Origin of the sequence: Hwanghaeella sp. 1Z406 (genome assembly GCF_048892425.1) — a bacterium.
In the GTDB taxonomy this organism is placed as follows: Bacteria; Pseudomonadota; Alphaproteobacteria; order UBA8366; family Aestuariispiraceae; genus Pacificispira.
Window position 1 is genome coordinate 1 of record NZ_JBLZHU010000014.1, and the last position, 18,190, is coordinate 18,190.

The following is an 18,190-nucleotide window of genomic DNA, read 5'->3' on the forward strand; positions in this document are numbered from 1 at the left end:
TTTCTGTCTACCCGTCCCTAAAACCCAAAGCGGCCCCGGCGCGCAGCGTCGGAACAAGCACGCGCTAGCGTGCGCTCTTTCTTTTCTGGTTTTGAACATTCGGAAACCCAAGAGGGGGGTCCTTGTAACACCCCCTTCTTCAATGACATGGCGCAATCAGGAGTAGTAATATGTAAGGCGTGGGGTGTCTACTGAATGTGATTGCGTTGAATGTTGATAACCTCGACCATATTGATGTACAGTTTCCTTGGAAGGCCTACCGTCTTGCCAGGAGATACCGAGAAGAACTCGGGTTTAAAGAACTTAGGGACAAAGCCACTGAAACTCGAACGCGACTAGAACCCTTAATCGGACTCGACTTCGCGACCTCATAAAGGAATGACCGGGGATGGTCCACTAACGTCTCGGAATCAGCCATAACCAAGGGGAGTTCGTGACGGTCTCAACGGCACTGACGCGGTCATCTTAACTGTGACACGTCATCCAACGACCGGCAAACCTGACGCCACGCCACGTAAGTTAACACAAAAAAACAAACAAAAGGGCGACACTAACGACCCCCCAATTTCTGTCAGCGGCGGAAGCAACAATGTTTCCGAAGAAGTAGCCAGTTCCAACCAGTATGCCAGCCCAAAGAGCTGCGGACGCTGCGTTTAATATAGTAAAGGTTCGCCACGGAATTTCTCCCAAACCAACAGGTATTGCACCTATCGTGCGCATTCCCTTAGGGTAGCGATATATAAACAAGTACAAGATGCCGTATCGGGCCATAAGGATACGCGCTCTTTTTATGGCTTCCTGGGTCCAGGTCCATCTTGCGAAAATGTGCTCACCATAGCGCCGCGCCAATGCAAACCGCAGCTCATCGCCCAGATACCCACCCGCAAAGCTCAAGATCAGAACGATACTTGGGTCCAATGCGCCCTTGTAGGCCGCGAAACCCGCGAATAGGGGGAGTGCTCCACTCTTCAAACTGCAGTAAGCGGATAGGCAAGGCGTAAACCAGCAAGCCATACTCTTCCAACAAGGCGAGAAATGTTTCCATTGCACCTTATTTCTTCACAGGTAACGCTGTGGCGGCTTGAAGCTACAACACCCGGCGTATCTTTTGGACGGCCACTCCTGGAGGTTCATGCTGATCGATTGTGGTAACGAACTCTCCATTAGCATTGTATACGAACACGCTGGCGGAATGGTTCATTGTGTAGCTTTCATCCACCGTTACGCGCTCATACGTGACTCTGAATGATTCGGCGGCTTTGAGCGTTTGACCAGCCGAGCCCGAATAACCGGTGATCGCTGTATGGAAATTGCTGACATAATCCGCCATCACCTGAACAGTATCCCGTTCAGGGTCAACCGTAATGAAAACTGCCTGGATGGGAGACGTTTTATCGCCAAGTTCTTCCAGCCATCCCGATATGTTGGATAGGGTTGTTGGGCAGACATCAGGACAATATGTGAACCCAAAGAATACAAGAGTGGGGCGTCCGATCCAGTCCTTCGGGTGTGTCCGACCTGAATGATCCGTTAGTTGGAAGTTCATTTCATAAAATGGAAGTGGGAGAGATTGTGATGCAACTGAATAGGGGTCGATAGCTCGCCCTGGACCATCGACCTGCCACCAACCAATGAACAGTGTTATCGCGACTAAGCCGAGGCCGCCTGCAATATACACAATCAATTGACGAACTGCGCCGTTCATTGACCAGTATCCAGCTGACTTCCGCGCGGCTTTGATTTCGGTGATTGATCTTCTTCCTGGTTAGATTTACTGGATTGCGTTTTCATGGTGAACGCAAGTAAGCACACTACACCTACCGTGATGAAAATATCCGCGACGTTAAAAACCGGCCAATGATACGAACCAACATATAGAGCGATAAAATCCGTGACCGCTCCGTCATGCATTCGATCAACAACGTTACCCAGCGTGCCTCCGATAACTGCGGCGAATATGTACATCTTGCCCCGATGTCGCGTACGCCAAAACCAAAACCCAAAAACCCCAATGATCACAATAGCAAGCCCTGACAGTATCAATGGCCCCCATACCCCGAGACCGCCAAGCAACCCAAAACTAACGCCGCGATTATAGACAAGCACAAAGTCGAAGAATGGGAGGATGGGAATACGTTTAGGAGGGTCCATGATGACTGTTAGCACGTACCACTTCGTGCCGATATCAACGCCAGTCAAAAGGACGGCGAATAGAAAGGCCGCCATGGCGTTTCGTACATGATGTCGCATTATCAATCTCTATCCATTTGAAAAACCAACGTCGGGTGGCGGATTGGGTAAGTCTGAGTTTTGTCAATCTGAAAACTTTGGGCCTGAGGCGGCTATCCCATAGACGGGAACCGCAACATCAACTGGCCCTGCATTCTCAAAGTGCAGGGTCATTGATATGGTTTCCCCCTTTTTCAACGGATTTTTCAATTCCATGAGCATGATGTGCAATCCCCCTGGCTCCAGGATGGCCGTTGTTCCAGCAGAAACTTCGACATTACCCGCAGGACTCATTCTCGCAAGACCGTCTTTAACCTCTGATTTATGGACCTCAGCCATACCAGCGGCAGGTGTAGTGACCATTGTAAGAACGTCGGTAACGGCTCCACCGTTTCGAATTGTGAGATAAACAGCAGTTGGTCTTGATACGCCAATTGACGCGCGAGCCCATGGTTTCTCTACAACAAGATCGGACGCATAAACGTCGGCTGCAGACGTCAATAGAACCGCGATAACTGCTATAAACACGAAAAGAGCGGTCTGTTTTATTCTGAACATCAGCAATAATCCTTACAATCTTTTATTTAGTTCCGTGACAAAAACCTCCGTCGCGGTGCCGTACCCGAAGGTTCGTACGAAGGTACCGTCGGGTGAGATGAGATAGACCGCAGACGTGTGAGCTACGGCATAGTTGCTTTGATCTCTATCCGGCTGTTGCTTTTCATAATAGGCCTTAAAGGTTTCGACGGCGCTGGCAATCTGTTTCTCGGCGCCGGTCAGCCCAACGATAGTAGGATGGAATGCCGACACGTACTCCGCCATACTTTCAACGCGGTCACGCTCAGGATCAACTGAGATAAAAAGTGGTGTCACGCTAGCTGCCTTCCCACCAATCTGATCTATGACCACCGCAAGGTCCGAAAGCGTCGTCGGGCAGATATCAGGGCAGTTCGTAAATCCGAAGAAGACTAAGAGCCACTGCCCCCTGTAGGTCTTCTCGGTGACTGTATTCCCTTGGTGATCAACAAGCATAAAACTTGGCGAGAAGGCATTCGATTCGGATTGTGACGATGCCTCAAAAACTGGGTTTCCTGTGCCGCGCCAAACAAAGAGGCCGATATACACGGCCAACATGATCGCAACGGTCCCCCAGAGAATGTATCGGATTTTCTTCAATTGTCTTCAACCTCAGACCGCACGAGTTCATAGAGTTGCTGGGGACCAAATTCTTGCAGCGACTTTCCGTTCACAAAGAAGGTAGGCGTACCTTTTACGCCAGCTGCTTTCACATCCGAAGCATCTTGATCAAGCACCCTTGTAACTTCTGGTAACAAGGCATCTTTCTTGGCGCGGGTTATATCCAACCCTGTACCGGCAATGACGGACCAAACGCTATCTGCTGCGCGTCCGTGCGGGGCCCAAAGGGGTTGAGTCTCGAGTAACCGTTCTAGCACCACTTCAAACTTTCCTTGCATGCGTGCAGCTTCCAGAATCCGAATAGCGCCTTCAGATTGCGGATGAAAATTGGCGTATCGCAGGACAACTCGGACCTTGCCTTCGAAATTTGACATGATGTCTTTAACGTAGGGATGAAAGGCACGGCACGCCTCGCATGCTGGATCGAAGAACTCTACAATCGTTACCGGAGCGTCCACTGGCCCAAGGACGGGTGCATGCGAACGCACAAGGAAAGTCTCATCCGCTGCATTTCTAACAGCGTTTTTGTCCACCGTTGGAACGTACATATACGCTCCAAGGCCAAAAATACCGACAGCCGCGATACCGGTTGAAACGAGAATAGTCCGACGATTCATGACAACCTCTTCAGATAAGGGTGCAGAAGGAGAAAAGTGATAGCGACGAACGCCGCAAAGGACAAAAACGGCAACGGCACAATGCCGAAAACCGTCTGTTTTGCACCGGCGCATGACGGCCCACTTAGCTCACAAGGTTGAATTATTTCCGGGACAATCCCGATAAAGAGCAAGCTGTGCCAAAAAGCGATCAGTCCGCCCACGATTGAAATCGGCAACACGTAACGGTAAATGGTTGTATCCTCCAAATAAGCGGCGATACCCAGGATCAGGGCCAGAGGAAACATGGCGATACGCTGATACCAACAGAGAACACAAGGCGTCTGCCCCATAACTTCACCGATAAAAAGCGCCCCCAAAGTCGATACGAGAGCAATGATCCAGGCCAACGAGAGCGCGGAGTTCTGTAAGGATCTGCTGGTCACCTGCTCGTGCCCTTCACTCTGCTGGAGCGGTCGCAGCATGATGCCGCCGCTCCCTCAGTGCCTGTAAGACGATTTGAAATGCAGACCATAGGAATAGCCCCGCCATCAGGGCTGCCACGATCAAATCCGGCCACGCGGACTGGGTGAGGAATACGGTACCGGCCGCTCCAATAACTGCGACATTGCCGATTGCGTCGTTTCGACTGCATAGCCAAACCGAGCGAACATTCGCATCCCCGTCCTTGAACCGAAGCAAGATAAGAACACTGACCACATTTGCAGTGAGCGCCAGAATTCCAATCGTTCCCATAATCGGGGCACTTGGCACACCAAGGATCAAAACTTGATACGCGGTCGATCCAAATACCCATACGCCCATAGCAGCAAGGCTGATCCCTTTGATAAGAGCAGCGGTAGCGCGTACCCGGAGTGACATGCCGATCACAAAGAGAGACATCCCGTAGGTCAGAGTATCTCCCAGAAAATCTAACGCATCGGCTTGTAACGCTTGTGACCCGGCAAAGGCTCCGGCTGCCATCTCGATGAAGAACATCGTGGCGTTGATGGCAATCACCCACCACAAAGCCTGTCGGAAATCCTTAGACGCCCCATCGAACTTCGCCTCTGTTCCACAACACCCACTCATATTGGTCTCAATCCTCTTGTAGTAACCTGATCGAACCCTCATTCTAATTGCTATAGTTATTGTAGGTTCAAGAGGAAAATTACATGGCCGTTTTATTGACGATCGGACGGGTAGCGAAAGCCACCGGCTGCACGGTGCAGACAATTAGGTATTACGAGCAGATTGACCTGATTCCAGCCCCAGACCGATCAGTGGGCAATCAGCGCATTTATGAACCATGTCATGTCGACCGACTATATTTTGTGAAGCATGCCCGCGAACTGGGGTTCTCACTCGCCGCTATACGCGAGTTGCTCAGCTTGTCCGATGATCCAAACCAGTCGTGTGCAGCCGCTGACATTATCGCCCGGGACCAACTGGCACAGGTCGAGCGAAGAATTACGCAACTGGAATCCTTGAAAACAGAGCTTGAACGCATGATCAAACAGTGCAGCGGTGGCCGCATTGAAGACTGCAGAGTGATCGAGGTGCTGGGAGATCACCACCAATGCCTTACTAACCATAAGAACGCTGTTGGATGACCTCTGGGAAGAGTTTAGCAAAATAGGCAGCCCCAAAGTTCTTTGGAGCAATCCGTTAGCAATGAACAGAAAGTTAAGAAACTTCGGCTTTTGGCTAGCAACAAATCTTCCCGATTGCCACGGAATACGTCCAATATGGTAGCAAACGCAGAACTTGTGCTCCCTAATGCGCCTCCACCCCTGCTTCCTATATGCTTCCTAAAGCAGAAGCCCCGCTGGTGAGAGCGGGGCTAAAGTATTGATTTATTTGGTTGCGGGGGTAGGATTTGAACCTACGACCTTCAGGTTATGAGTTTGAAGTCCGCTTGTTCTCTCAGGATGCAGGGAGATGGATAGAGATACTTTCTTATTGATATCATTATCTTTTTTATTGACTCGATGATTGACCATGTCACACCATGATGGCTCAAGATACAGATATCTTGCTTACCTATTGCTTACCCAATGGAGGGAGTAATGTCAAAGCTCGCCAAGGCCACGATCGATAAGACACGTGAAGCGGCCCGCATACAAGGTCAGGAGATCGTTGCATGGGACACCACGATGCCAGGCTTTGGCATTCGGGTTAAACCGTCGGGCACGGTGAGTTTCATGATCCAGTACCGCAATGAATACAACAAATCACGCCGCCATACGATTGGCCGCTTTGGCATAATGACACTGGAGGAAGCCAGGACCGAAGCCCGAACCCTTCTCAGCGCATCGAGCCGGGGTAGAGACCCTCGAGCAGATCGCCTGCGCAAGCGAAACGAGAACTCAGTCGCAGATCTGGCAGCCCGGTACATGCAAGAGCACTGTGAGGGACGCTGCAAGCCGTCAACCATCGAAGCGCACAACTGGCTGCTGAATAAGTTCATATTGCCAAAAATGGGACGGTTTCTACTTTCCGAACTGACCAGTGCTGATATTGGTCATCTACACCAATCCTTAATAGGTACGCCCTACAACGCAAACCGGGTCCTTGGACTTCTAAAGGCCATGCTGGGACATGCCGAGTTGTGGGGCTTGTTGGAAAAGGGTGGCAATCCAGCAGTATCCATCCGCCCATTCAGAGAAAAGAAGCGCCAGCGGTTCCTCTCCCGGGAAGAGCTTGCCAGGCTGGCGAAAGCAATTGATGACAGCGAGAATGAACGTCTTATCTCACCGCATGTTGCAGGGGCGATCCGCCTGTTAATCGTAACCGGCGCACGATCCGGTGAAATCATAAACATGTGCTGGAGTGATATCGATTGGGATCGACGTTTGCTTATCCTGCGCGAACACAAAACAGATGTTAGCGGCATAAAGGCACTTCCTCTCAATGCGATTGCGCTCGATATTCTAAAGGAGATACCCCGTGACCCAGAAAACCCCTATGTGATCACAGGGCTCAGAAAAAATGCACCCCTGGTCAATTTGCAAAAGCCATGGCGCAGGATTCGGAAAAGAGCTGGCTTGGACGATGTTCGTATACATGACCTGCGCCATTCTTTTGCAAGCTTCGGCGTAACAACTGGAGCATCGCTTCCTGTTATTGGCGGATTGCTGGGCCATCGGTCCATGTCGGCCACGTCTACATATGCCCATCTATCTCAAGATCCGCTTCGGGATGCATCTGACAAGGTGGGGGTATTGGTCGGAGACATTATGCGTCCCAAAGCGGTGCTTTGATGATCAAGCTGTTGGAGGCAATTATATAGCGATGACACGGTAAAATCCTGTAATCTGTGGTAGTTTACAGGTTGGCTGAAGGCAGGATTGCATGTCGAAGTGCCAAAGGCAGCTTCAACTCTCAGACAGCCACCAGTTTTTCGGATCAACCCTTAGCCAAAAACAGGAGATGTTCCATGGACGGTGATGATGATCAGACTAAGGACGACAAGCCAGAAGAAACTAACCCTCACAAAAACATCGTGGCTTTAGGGCATTACCGCAGTGCCAGCGGCCAATTTACCGGTGGCTTCATGCTAACCAAGAAAGACGGCGAAACAGAAATGGTTACAACAGAGTCCTTTGTGAGCAAGAAGCCACCCGCCGATTGAATCTCAAAATTAGGTAAGCAAGGGTAAGCACTCGAGGTCATGCGCAGTGCAACTCAATGTAACACAACCAATCAACCGGGTGCAGGGCGTTGCCATCTCAAAGTATCTCTATCCATCTCCCTGCATCCTGAGAGAACAAGCGGACTTCAAACTCATCCTTGAGGACCATGTGTGCCAAACCAAAAAATTCAAACATCCATAGACGTCGACACAATCCACATTCAATCAGGATTTGCATATTTTATGCTCTTCACATTTTGAAAGAATCATTTCTACGATTTTTTATTATCAGATTGGAACCTGATCATTAGGAGGATTTCGATGTTTCGCGTCCCACAAAATTTTGAGTTCTACTTTCCAAATACGTTCGAGAAGACACCACTTCTTAACTCGGCTATTGTCCTGGCCGCAACACCGATAGTATTCGCAATATACTCAAGTAATTTCCTTGCTCCGCACAATGCAATGGTAGCTTTAGCATTTTTTCCACTTTTGTTTGCAATAGGATCTCTTTCTTCTGTGTATTTTATGAGCAGGCACTTTCTCTTCCAGTGGAGCATTCGTAAATCTGGTATTTCTAGAGAAAAATGGACCGTTGATCAAAATGGCAATGGTATTGCCTTGGAGAGTTTATCAAAAAATAAACAGATTGTTTACCTAATAGTAAATGGTTGGTTACATAAGCATGAACGAAATAAAATTAGGATACTAAAAACTAAGAAGAATTTTGGTATTCCCACGATGGTAATATTAACGGACAAATCCGCGACTTCATTACGAACAATTGAAATAAGATGTGATGATCTCGCCTTAGAAACTGCGCTATATTCTTGGATTTGTATTTACAAGCGTACTGGTGAACGCCATTCCGAATCTACAGTAAATGCCCGTAATGCAGAGGCGGTCAATCAAATCGAAAACTCTGATAGGGTCGATACAAAACACGATACCATTGCATCCCAAAACAAAGAGCAAGAGACGGAGAATACGAGTAAATTAGATTATCCATTCTCAGGTGTAAATTTAACCACAGAAGAGCGTAGAATTCTAGACATGCTCTCACAGAACGGCGCAATACGTGTAAATAAAGGCGAAAAGAACAATGCTGTTGACCATATTAGAAATAAAACAGCATTAATGAAAGTAATGGAAAAATTAAAAGAAAATGGTGAGATTGAGAAGTGCATAAATCACTATACTATAATTCTTTTTAACACATACTATAAAGGATTTAGTTCTTCTGCCATCCGATCGCATGTTGAAACGGCAAAAAAAATGCTCGAAGAAAAAGCTTTACCTAAAGATGGAAAATGAGGGTTTATGTATGAAAAGCTGTAATTCAAATTACTCCTACTGCTCCAAGCTGGACATCCGCATTAACCCAACAATTTTGCTAAATGGATCATGCGATCTTCAGCCTGACGGCTTGAAGTATCAGTTTTTGAGTTCCAACGCTTAGGTTTTGGTGTCGGTCGGGTTAGGATCTGCGATCAGGGGCAGACTGATCCTGCAATTCGTCGGCATTCATGGAAGATCAGTCGATCCATATTGTAGGTGAGATTTGCCGAGGTCAGTATCACGTCGGCCCGCTTGATCTTGATGGTTCGAATGAACAAGCTATAGCGGTTCTTCTGGTGTGCAAAAACATGGTCGATGCTGGCGCGGATCGAGGGCTTTTGGCGTTCGCACGAGCGGTGGCTTCAGCATCGGATTGCCCGCAGGTTATGACGGCGATATCCAGATGACCGACAGCACCTCAGTGCGCATCCATCAACATGCCGCCAACTCAAAAAAGTAACCTGGATCGCTGTATCGGCCACTCGCGTGGCGGCCTAACGACCAAAGTTTCACAAAGCAGTTCGAAATCGGTAGTCCACTCTCACCCATCAAGTAAAGTACTATTCGCCTCCATTCCCTGACTTAGGTATGGCCTAGGTTAACTGTCAGTATATATTGTTGTATTCACACCTTTACCAAAGAAAAATTTTTAATTTCATATCAATAAAATTCAATTTTGTCGTATAATTCTAATTTTATATTTGATATTTTGCGAATAATTCTAATTTTATATTGAATTATTCGGTAGTTTTGATTGTTAGCATTTGATATTGCGTAAAGTCTCTCAACAGAAGGGACTTCCGCTATGAATGAGAATGTTCAAATGGGTGTTTTATATACGCCTTCTGAAGTGTCCAAGATAATTGGAATATCAAAATCAACTCTCGCCAATTGGCGCGTTACCAGAAGTGATGGCCCTCCTTTTATTCGAGTAGGTGGCCGAGCCATTCGCTACTCCGCCAACGACTTGCTTGAATGGCTCGAAAAGCAAAGACGTACATCCACGGCGGGCTAGCGGCATGGCCCGCAATCCAACAAGTTTTCGGCTGTCCTCGGACGCACTAGCTGCGCTGGAATTGCTTTGTATTGAGCAAGGCTGCTCCCGCACAGAAGTTATAGAATGGATGCTTTTGGGCCAAAGCAGCTCAAAGCAACGCCGCTCATCTGGGAAATTGCAGTCACGGCAGAATGCCAGGCACCATTCAATGGCCGATACTATTGTCCTTACTCGGGCGGCTCACTCTCTTGTCGTATCTGGCAAAGCCGACGAAGAGAACAGCGAGCTTGCCCGAACGCTACTGATCCACGCGGCCACACTCATCAAACGTCATAACCGTGCACGAACGGGCGGTGGGTCAATCGCTTCCGTGCTGGATCCCCATGTGCTGCCACCACCGAACACCCCACACCCGCGCCTTGTCGCGACCATCATAGAAAGGATCAACAATCATGATCACCCGTGAAACACGCGGGCGGACCGCCGCCAATGTATTGCGCTATGTGCTCCGTACAGGAGCCCATGACGATCAGGACGATACCAAAGTCACGGACATCTATCTGCTGAACAGTGGATTATCGGTACTGGGGCCCATGAAAGCCTCTGAGGCCATGCAGATCGTATCGGAAATATCGAAGACTCGCGACGACCTGAAGCACACGGTCCTGCACCTCACCTTCTCTCCCTCCCGAGCGGAGGAAGGCCGGTATCTGGAAGATACAAAGGATACCCTGATTCAGTCGTTCTTCGCTGCGACGGATGCGCTTGGCGTAACGGATAGAGTGACCCTTCTGGCCTTCCATCAACCAAACATTCCGGCTGCAGCAAGTACCCCATCGGTCCATCTCCATGCCGTTATCGCCCTTCCCTCTCCTGAAACAGGGCGAAGCGTTTCCATGCACCGCATTCGGGAGCGGCTTAACGAAGCCTGTCCGTTCGAGATGGAGATTGAAGTCGCCTCGGACAATGAGGTCAAAAAGGAAGAGGTCAAGAGTGAGGCGCCTCCGCCGCCCGTTGTCCCCTTCGAACCCCCTCGCCCAGTAACACCACCCCGCAAAAAGCGTCGGCGCGTGCGCGATGATTTCGAGATGTGAGGTGAATGATGCCCCGGGCCAAAAATGTAGTGCGATACGGTGTAAGTCCCTCTCACAAATCAGGGGACCTTATCGCAGCGGCAACCGCATCATTATGTACAGCGCGAGCCACAGCGAAAACCGCAGCAACTGGCACATCGATCTGCGCAGCGAATTCCGGGGCGCTGCCATGAAAGAGCCCTTCGAAATCCGATTGAAGCGAGCAGCGGAAGAGCTTGCCAACCAAAAGCGGGAACAAAGTCTGCGTCAGGGTGTGGGGCCGTTCGTGCGGTTGAACCGCGATCTGCTCCTGACACTCCATGCGGAACTGGGCACCTGGTCGAATGTCGCGGAACTGCTTTCGGGCGAAGGCCTGCGATGGAAAACCGGTAGACCAGTGACGGGCAGCCAGTTGCGATCGCTCCTGTCACGGACCCGAACGCGACTAAACAAAGTAGCTAGCCAACCTAGCGCAGATAACCTTGTTACCGGACCGTTACCGTCGAAACCCTTGATCCAGAACATGCGGCCAAGGAGCCGGGATAGTCCGCAACAAAAACCGATACGCGGCCTCTCCGATCTCCTCGATACCTGATATATAAAGGAACCCCCCATGAATACGCACGACACATCCTCATCGAAAAGACTGTACCGGACCCTTACCTCACCACAATGGGGTGAGAAGATTGATCCTAAATCCTGTTCTGTGATTGTCTGCAACAGGACCGGGGGTCAGGGGAAGACCCTTATCACTCAGTTGATTGCTCTCGCCTTCGAAGAGGTGGGAATTTCCAAATTTCTTGCCTCCGCAGATTCGTCGACCGCCGACGCGGTATCAAAACTTGGCAAGATCCACCGCGGTTCTGTCCTGGAACTCGGCATCGGCGCTGAATTCGATGCGGTACGGTCGGATTCGTCGAAAGTTGTTTCCCACTGGGACCAACTCGGCAGCATTCTGGCCTCGGGCAATGCACTCGTCGATATCGGTGCGAACCTGGTGGATACAGTCTGGAACTGGGCCCATGCCCGCAATGCCGGGGAAGTGCTGCGCAGTGCAAAGGCGCCACAGATTGTCCTGGTCGTCCCGGTGCGTGCACAGGCACAGGCTATCGAGGATGCGCTTGCCGTCCTGGAGCGTTCCATCCGCGAGGATGCCTTCCTTCCGATTGCAGCCCGTATTCTTGTCCTGAACGAAGCCAGCGGCGGTTTCGAGCGATATGGCAGCAGTGGTGATTTCGAGCGACTGAGCGCAATGAAGCACAATGCAGGTCTGAAGATCGTCCGCCTGCCACAGTGCCGCAGCGAGATATGGCCCTCTCTGGAACGCAATTACACACCCCTGCGCTCCATCATCCCAATGACCACTCAGGATGTGGCGCAGGAGTTTCATCTCGACATGTTCGCGGCCAGCGGGGCGCGGGCGGATCTGCTGCAATGGATCTCGCACGCCATCGAAAGCTTCCGTGTTGCCGGATTGATCCCCCTTGAGCAGGGAGGCGGTGATGAATAGTCAAATGCCCGTTCCGCTGCGGATGGCAGCGTCAGAAGCCCAGCAGGAGTTCGTCACGCGTGTCCGGACAAAATCACGACGGCTGTTGGGTCTCCTTGTCGGGAGCTTTGTACTGGGCGCCTGCTCGCTCGGCGCGGTCATATGGAGTTTACATCCTCCTTCCGATCATCTGGACAATCTCCGTGCGATGAGCGGAAGCGAACGACAGATTCTCAAACGATTGCAGGCCATTGGGTTGGATCGCTTCGATCTGTCAGAACCGGAACTGGAGGCCCGGCTGGGTCTCTCCAACGAGGCCATGGCATTGACGATGAATCTGGATCGACCGGTCGAGGGCACGCAATGGCGCCACTATCTGCCGGAATGGACAGGCCTCAAGGACGAGGCTCTGATCGGCAAGGATGGTGCCATCCAGATATTTGTTCGTCATATCGCCAACCTACCTGAATCCAAGATCGGTCCGGTTCTTGTCCTGATCAACGACGCCGTCACGGCAGTTGGGAACGCACCAACACTGTTACGCTGGCTGCTTTCACTGACACCGGAACAGCGCGCCGACCTGGACAAGACGACAATCGAGTATTTGGGCACCCGGGAAGGCCGCGATCTGCTGCAAACGGTGGCGGCGCTACAGCGGCCGGGGCTCGACCTTGTGCGTGCCGCGACCAGCGCCAATGCCCGAATCCTGACGAACCTTCTGGCGGTCGCTCCAGAGCGTCTGGATAGTCTTTATCGGATAGAACTGGCCTACAGGGGCAAATACGCCAATCATGGCCCTACCCCGTTCCCCTGCCTCAGTATCGTGCGAACGATCCAGGCAACGAATGGTAAAAGTCTGTCGATTTGCCAGGTTGTTCTGTATTGAGGATGGACGTGTCCTTTCCCAATGGCTGCCGACCAGACGTTGGAAAGTATCACATATGACCACCATACTTGTCATTGTGGTGCCCGGCTCCTGTTGCGGAGGATCGCAGATGATGATACTAAAGCTTGGCACTTACATTCTATTGCCGAGTTTAAGGAACATGACTGAACCGACCCAAGGAACGCTGAAGGATCGCGCGCTGACAATCGCCAGGGAACGCGGCATCGCGCGCGCCCGCGATTTCGATGCAGGGGGCGTTCCCCGTGCCTATCTGCGGCGACTGCAGGATCAGGGGCTTCTGGTGCGCATGGGGCGCGGTCTCTATCAGCTTGCCGATGCGGAATGGTCCGAGTCTCATAGCCTTGCGGAAGCCAGCCGAACAGTGCCCCATGGCACCATCTGCCTGCTCTCCGCGCTCAGATTCCACGAACTCACGACCCAACTGCCGCATCAGGTCTGGATGCTGATCGGTCACAAGAAATGGGCACCGAAGAACCCGCCTGTATCCCTCCGTATTATGCGCGCCACCGGCGAAGCCCTGACGGCCGGTGTGACGTTTCATACAATCGAGCAGGTAGACGTCCCCATCACCAATCCGGCCAAGACGGTTGCAGACTGCTTCAAATACCGCAACCAGATCGGTCTCGATGTCGCTATCGAAGCGCTGAGAGACTGTATCCGAAACCGCCGCGCCACAATTGACGACCTCTGGCATTTCGCTGCCATCGACCGCGTGCAGAATGTCATACGGCCCTATATCGAGGCGACCCTGTGACCCCGAAGCCACCCCTCAAGAATGTCGGCGCCTCGGTCCGTGCACGACTCACTCACGCTGCCCGTGAGCGCAAGGAAAACGTTCAGCTTGCGCTGACCCGTTTCGCCATCGAACGACTTCTCTACCGGCTGAGTCTGTCGCCCCACAAAGATCAATTCGTCCTCAAGGGTGCCATGCTGTTCAGTCTCTGGACACCCACGCCGTATCGAGCGACCGGCGATCTCGATCTTCTGGGATATGGCGATGCGTCGCCGGAGCGGATTGCTGCTAACTTCCGCGCGGTCTGCGGGATCGACGTCGAGGACGACGGCGTGGTCTTCAAGCCGGAAACCCTGCAGGCCGAGCCGGCCCGGGCTGAAGACGAGTATAGCGGCGTCCGGATCACCATGACCGCCGAGATCGCCGGTGCGCGCCTGCCTATCCAGATCGACATCGGATTTGGCGATGCCGTGACCCCGGCAGTGCTGGAAATCAACTATCCCTCGCTACTCGACATGCCAGCGCCGCGATTACGCGCCTATCCGCCAGAGACGGTCGTAGCCGAGAAGTTCCAGGCGCTGGTCGCACTCGGCATGCTCAACAGCCGCATGAAGGATTTCTTCGATCTCTGGGCGATCTCGGAGACGTTTGCCTTCGATGGATCGATCCTCGCGGATGCAATCGCAGCGACCTTTGATCGCCGCCACACGACCATCCCTGTGGAGACGCCCGTCGCGCTGACGCCAGCCTTTGCCGAAGACGCCGCGAAGCGGGCACAATGGCAGGGATTTCTTCGCAGAACAGCCCTTTCCATCGCACCAGGGTCGTTCGTTGAGATGCAGACCAAGGTGTCAGCATTTGTTTTGCCACCCGTCCAGTCACTCGTCGTCGATAAGCCGCTCGAGTGTAAATGGGTCGTCGGCGGTCCCTGGAAATAGTGAAAAGGCGCGCCCCTGTGTGAGGGGCGACTGGTCAATGGACTTCGTCTCCGATCAGTTCACGGCCAGTCGCCGCTTTCGGATTCTGGCCGTCGTCGATGATTGCACGCGCGAGAACCTGGCGCTTGTCGCAGATACTTCGTTGTCAGGGCTGCGTGTAGCTCGTGAGTTGGATTGCCTTTTCCGCGATCCGGGAGAATATCGCATCAAGTTCCGATGCGACTTCAGCAAGGCCCTCGCCCCCTTCCGACAGATACGGGGAGAATACAAATGACGGTGCCTTATAAGACAAGGTCGCCCCGCCGTCCGGATCTTCGGTGACATAGAACCGAATTGGGGCCTCAATCATTGCCGCCTCACTGAGCGGCAATATCCGGATCGCAAAATCCACGCGAAAAACGCCCACCACTCGATTACCTGGAAGCTCAACGCCACGTGACGCAGCGGCAGCGGTCGGTCCCGCTTCTGTCACGAGCCCCATTTTATTGTCCGTCACTGCCTGTTTGAGGTCCGCCAGCAGAAGATCAAAGGGTTTCTGACTGTGCTGGATTACCCAACCTTCGCGCGGCTGCAAAGCCTGGGCAGAGGACACCATCAGCATCATGAACACGGCGAAAGCGACGATACGATACATGAAGAAGGACTCCTTAGGTCAGAGACGGCTTATGGTGCATTGTGATGGATCGGGGCACCTGGATGAAATGCACGAAAGGCGAAGGCGAAAGGCACGTCATAGGAAACATCGACAAGACCACCCTCCGCCTGTTGGCGTTGAACTGTGACGATTCCAACATCCCGGCCCTTGTCGATACGGGCTCTGTCCAGGGCTGATGCCTGACCCGACCGCCAGCGCAGAACAAGATCATCGACAATGATTTCTCCACACTGACGCAGCAAACCCAGGCTCCAGGCCTCATCGCGCCCGACCACGCTCACCACCCGCATCAGGGGTAATCCAGGTCCATCATATTCGCCATCATACAGAAATGGGCGTGGCAATCCGTCATATCCGACATAGGGATTCCGCCCATAATCACGGATGGTTGAGTCCCTCGGAACCAAAACACGGCCCGTCGGATTTCGCGCAGCGAATTCGCCGAAACTCTCCAGTCTCGCAGGAAGACGTGCCAGTTCGACACCGGTTTTCGCACCGATGATCGCTCGGCCCTCGAACTGCTGCCACCAGCTTTCTGTCAGCCGGTCATACATGACCATGTCCGAATTGCGCAGTTTTCCAGTCGTACCAAAGGTCGTCTCGATACCCTCGACGCGTCGGTCGAAGACGATACCAGAATTGCACAATGGACAGAAAGTCACTGAAATCGGGGTATCAGCAAGCGTATCATTGACGATCTCATGCCACATCAGAATGCTCAATGGATAGGCGCGGGCCTCTCCATCGATACGCACGCTCATCACCGGTTCCCTGTCAGCATAGAGATCTCCCCCCTGAGGGACCGGCGAGAAATGGGGATCGTCTATGGCAAGGATGCCATCCTTTGGCGGACCACCCGACAGAATCTCCCGGAAGGCGACTTCCGCGCGGCTGAAATCTGTATTCGGCCATTCCTGCAACCAATCGCGTGGAGGGAGGCCATTCTCCTGTGCCTGAAGTGGGCCAACAACAATCATGCACAGAAATGCAAGCAACGAACCCGCTGCAAGATACCGATCAGGCATGCCGATTATAAATAAAACTCGATAACAGGATGACATCACTCACACGCGCCTTTCTCAAACCAAGCCTGCCTGCATTGGCCGGAATGCCTTCTGACCCAGAGCATCCAGCTTCCTATACAACAAAAAACCATCTCGATTCGGAATCGTCACAGCATCGTGAGACAACTTGATGCCAGGCATTCCCGACAATCGGTTATGGGTATGTACGGATCGGTCGCCTGTTATTGGAATGCCGGTTCCAATTCTACAGTTCGCAGAAAGCGAACATCCATTCAAGGGAGTGACACCAATGAGTTTCAAAACCTATCTACTGTCGACAAGCGCCGTATCCCTGATGGCAGTGGCAAGCCTTGTAACAACAGGGCATGCAGGTTCCGGGGAGATAGAACTGGCAGATGCCGTTTCCGCAGAACATGTCTCCATCGATGCACAGATGGACGGTGGCGGGTCCTGCAACCCCTGCGCGGCAAAAGCATGCAACCCCTGCAATCCCTGTGCAGCCAATCCCTGTAACCCCTGCGCCGGTGGTGCGTTAAAGGTCAGTGCAAGTTGTGTCGTACCAAGCGTCAAGGCGAAGGCTTATAACCCCTGCAATCCCTGTGCGGCAAAAGCGGGCAACCCCTGTAACCCTTGCGCTGCCAAGGCTTGCAACCCCTGCAATCCCTGTGCGGCAAATCCCAGCAACCCATGTGGCGGTTCGGTCGCAGCGGTAGAAGTAAGTGATGCAGAAGCGCGCGCTGCCTATGACTGCCTGAAACCGGAAATGACCGCAGCCTTTGCCGGATCAACGGAAGCAGCCGGTGCCGCCCATTTGAACTGGCCGCATGTCAGCACCGGACCCTATCAGTCCATCACCCATGGCGGTCGTTATGTCAGCAATACGGCCAACGATGTCGCCGTCGTCGCCTATATGAAATATGAGGAGATCGGCAAAGCACCTGTCGGGTCCATTCTGGCAAAGAACAGTTTTGCCATTCTGGAAGATGGCAAGGCGGCAATCGGTCCCCTCTTCACCATGACAAAGATGGAAGAGGGATGGAACCCCGAGACGGGTGACTGGCGATATTCAATGGTCATGCCGGGCGGCTCCACCGTGGGCGTAACCAAGGGTCCTAATGCCGCCAATATGGACTTCTGCCATGAATGCCATATCGCGGGCGAAGAGTCCGATTACCTGTTTTTCTTGCCAGAGGACTTTAGAAAGTAGGAGGCGGCCGCGCGGACGTACCGAACTGGAAAGGGCACCATCGATTCACTGATGGTGTCCTTCCTTGAGTATAGGCCTATGCACTTGTATTCAGCCGACATGGCACAGGCTGTTTCCGGATATGAAGTGCCACCTTTATGTCTTCCGGATTGTAAAGGAACCTATATCAGGA

At 52.2% G+C, this 18,190-nt stretch carries 22 protein-coding genes and 2 pseudogenes; 14 read left to right on the forward strand and 10 right to left on the reverse strand.

Translation table 11 applies throughout. The features are described 5' to 3' along the window. Nucleotides 1-519: 519 nt before the first annotated feature. The 8 genes from ACOSDR_RS19460 to ACOSDR_RS19495 all read right to left on the reverse strand — a co-directional run bounded on the left by ACOSDR_RS19460 (nucleotide 520) and on the right by ACOSDR_RS19495 (nucleotide 5,114). Entirely contained in the window at nucleotides 520-1,014 is a 495-nt protein-coding gene (locus tag ACOSDR_RS19460; RefSeq protein ID WP_420726106.1) for a DedA family protein, read from the reverse strand. Nucleotides 1,015-1,087: 73 nt separating this feature from the next. Next, entirely contained in the window at nucleotides 1,088-1,705 is a 618-nt protein-coding gene (locus ACOSDR_RS19465; protein WP_420726105.1) for an SCO family protein, read from the reverse strand. Further along, a complete protein-coding gene (lspA, locus tag ACOSDR_RS19470) occupies nucleotides 1,702-2,250 on the reverse strand; it encodes a signal peptidase II (protein ID WP_420726104.1) in 549 nt (182 codons plus the stop codon). The genes ACOSDR_RS19465 and lspA overlap by 4 nt, the downstream gene beginning before the upstream one ends. A 63-nt stretch (nucleotides 2,251-2,313) precedes the next feature. Continuing rightward, a complete protein-coding gene (locus tag ACOSDR_RS19475; RefSeq protein WP_420726103.1) occupies nucleotides 2,314-2,787 on the reverse strand; it encodes a copper chaperone PCu(A)C in 474 nt (157 codons plus the stop codon). Nucleotides 2,788-2,799: 12 nt separating this feature from the next. After that, nucleotides 2,800-3,363 carry an SCO family protein gene (locus ACOSDR_RS19480; RefSeq protein ID WP_420732309.1) on the reverse strand — a complete coding sequence of 188 codons (564 nt, stop codon included), beginning with the start codon at nucleotides 3,361-3,363 and terminating at the stop codon, nucleotides 2,800-2,802. Between the two features lie 38 nt (nucleotides 3,364-3,401). After that, complete coding sequence (locus ACOSDR_RS19485; RefSeq protein WP_420732310.1) at nucleotides 3,402-4,043, reverse strand: DsbA family protein; 642 nt, start codon at nucleotides 4,041-4,043, stop codon at nucleotides 3,402-3,404. Continuing rightward, entirely contained in the window at nucleotides 4,040-4,507 is a 468-nt protein-coding gene (locus tag ACOSDR_RS19490; protein WP_420726100.1) for a disulfide bond formation protein B, read from the reverse strand. The genes ACOSDR_RS19485 and ACOSDR_RS19490 overlap by 4 nt, the downstream gene beginning before the upstream one ends. Next, nucleotides 4,482-5,114, reverse strand: coding sequence for a cation transporter (locus tag ACOSDR_RS19495; protein ID WP_420726099.1), 633 nt, complete (start codon nucleotides 5,112-5,114; stop codon nucleotides 4,482-4,484). The genes ACOSDR_RS19490 and ACOSDR_RS19495 overlap by 26 nt, the downstream gene beginning before the upstream one ends. An 83-nt stretch (nucleotides 5,115-5,197) precedes the next feature. Here ACOSDR_RS19495 and ACOSDR_RS19500 point away from each other — a divergent pair, with 83 nt between their 5' ends. The 13 genes and pseudogenes from ACOSDR_RS19500 to ACOSDR_RS19560 all read left to right on the forward strand — a co-directional run. Further along, nucleotides 5,198-5,635, forward strand: a complete 438-nt coding sequence (locus tag ACOSDR_RS19500) for a MerR family transcriptional regulator (RefSeq protein WP_420726098.1) — start codon at nucleotides 5,198-5,200, stop codon at nucleotides 5,633-5,635. 456 nt (nucleotides 5,636-6,091) lie between these two features. Continuing rightward, on the forward strand, nucleotides 6,092-7,285 hold the full coding sequence (locus tag ACOSDR_RS19505) for a tyrosine-type recombinase/integrase (RefSeq protein WP_420726097.1): 1,194 nt from the start codon (nucleotides 6,092-6,094) through the stop codon (nucleotides 7,283-7,285). A gap of 176 nt (nucleotides 7,286-7,461) precedes the next feature. After that, on the forward strand, nucleotides 7,462-7,656 hold the full coding sequence (locus ACOSDR_RS19510) for a hypothetical protein (protein ID WP_420726096.1): 195 nt from the start codon (nucleotides 7,462-7,464) through the stop codon (nucleotides 7,654-7,656). Between the two features lie 321 nt (nucleotides 7,657-7,977). Then, a complete protein-coding gene (locus tag ACOSDR_RS19515; protein ID WP_420726095.1) occupies nucleotides 7,978-8,970 on the forward strand; it encodes a hypothetical protein in 993 nt (330 codons plus the stop codon). A 397-nt stretch (nucleotides 8,971-9,367) separates the two neighbouring features. After that, nucleotides 9,368-9,503 (forward strand): annotated as a pseudogene (locus ACOSDR_RS19520) (IS5/IS1182 family transposase); the annotation flags it as partial. Nucleotides 9,504-9,817: 314 nt separating this feature from the next. Beyond that, entirely contained in the window at nucleotides 9,818-10,009 is a 192-nt protein-coding gene (locus ACOSDR_RS19525; protein ID WP_420732312.1) for a helix-turn-helix transcriptional regulator, read from the forward strand. A 434-nt stretch (nucleotides 10,010-10,443) separates the two neighbouring features. Next, entirely contained in the window at nucleotides 10,444-11,085 is a 642-nt protein-coding gene (locus ACOSDR_RS19530) for a hypothetical protein (protein WP_420726093.1), read from the forward strand. A 94-nt stretch (nucleotides 11,086-11,179) separates the two neighbouring features. Further along, nucleotides 11,180-11,659, forward strand: coding sequence for a hypothetical protein (locus ACOSDR_RS19535; protein ID WP_420726092.1), 480 nt, complete (start codon nucleotides 11,180-11,182; stop codon nucleotides 11,657-11,659). A gap of 18 nt (nucleotides 11,660-11,677) precedes the next feature. Next, nucleotides 11,678-12,574, forward strand: coding sequence for a hypothetical protein (locus ACOSDR_RS19540; RefSeq protein WP_420726091.1), 897 nt, complete (start codon nucleotides 11,678-11,680; stop codon nucleotides 12,572-12,574). Nucleotides 12,575-12,761: 187 nt separating this feature from the next. Beyond that, the gene (locus ACOSDR_RS19545) at nucleotides 12,762-13,439 is read left to right on the forward strand and encodes a hypothetical protein (RefSeq protein ID WP_420726090.1); all 678 of its coding nucleotides are present in this window, start codon (nucleotides 12,762-12,764) and stop codon (nucleotides 13,437-13,439) included. A gap of 160 nt (nucleotides 13,440-13,599) precedes the next feature. Continuing rightward, nucleotides 13,600-14,214 (forward strand): type IV toxin-antitoxin system AbiEi family antitoxin domain-containing protein, encoded by a 615-nt coding sequence (locus ACOSDR_RS19550; RefSeq protein ID WP_420726089.1) that lies wholly within the window; start codon nucleotides 13,600-13,602, stop codon nucleotides 14,212-14,214. Further along, nucleotides 14,211-15,131, forward strand: a complete 921-nt coding sequence (locus ACOSDR_RS19555) for a nucleotidyl transferase AbiEii/AbiGii toxin family protein (protein WP_420726088.1) — start codon at nucleotides 14,211-14,213, stop codon at nucleotides 15,129-15,131. Before ACOSDR_RS19550 ends, ACOSDR_RS19555 begins: the two co-directional genes overlap by 4 nt. A gap of 31 nt (nucleotides 15,132-15,162) precedes the next feature. Further along, nucleotides 15,163-15,330 (forward strand): annotated as a pseudogene (locus ACOSDR_RS19560) (IS3 family transposase); the annotation flags it as partial. On the opposite strand, the gene ACOSDR_RS19565 reads toward ACOSDR_RS19560, so the two are convergent. Both ACOSDR_RS19565 and ACOSDR_RS19570 read right to left on the reverse strand, forming a co-directional pair. Beyond that, entirely contained in the window at nucleotides 15,277-15,765 is a 489-nt protein-coding gene (locus ACOSDR_RS19565) for a DUF302 domain-containing protein (RefSeq protein WP_420726087.1), read from the reverse strand. The pseudogene ACOSDR_RS19560 and the gene ACOSDR_RS19565 sit on opposite strands and share 54 nt — an antisense overlap. A gap of 29 nt (nucleotides 15,766-15,794) precedes the next feature. Then, a complete protein-coding gene (locus ACOSDR_RS19570) occupies nucleotides 15,795-16,763 on the reverse strand; it encodes a DUF3179 domain-containing protein (RefSeq protein WP_420726086.1) in 969 nt (322 codons plus the stop codon). A 337-nt stretch (nucleotides 16,764-17,100) separates the two neighbouring features. Between ACOSDR_RS19570 and ACOSDR_RS19575 the strand changes: the two genes are divergently transcribed. Further along, nucleotides 17,101-18,018: a cytochrome P460 family protein gene (locus tag ACOSDR_RS19575; RefSeq protein ID WP_420726085.1), complete on the forward strand. Its 918-nt coding sequence runs from the start codon at nucleotides 17,101-17,103 to the stop codon at nucleotides 18,016-18,018. The last annotated feature ends 172 nt before the right edge of the window (nucleotides 18,019-18,190 follow it).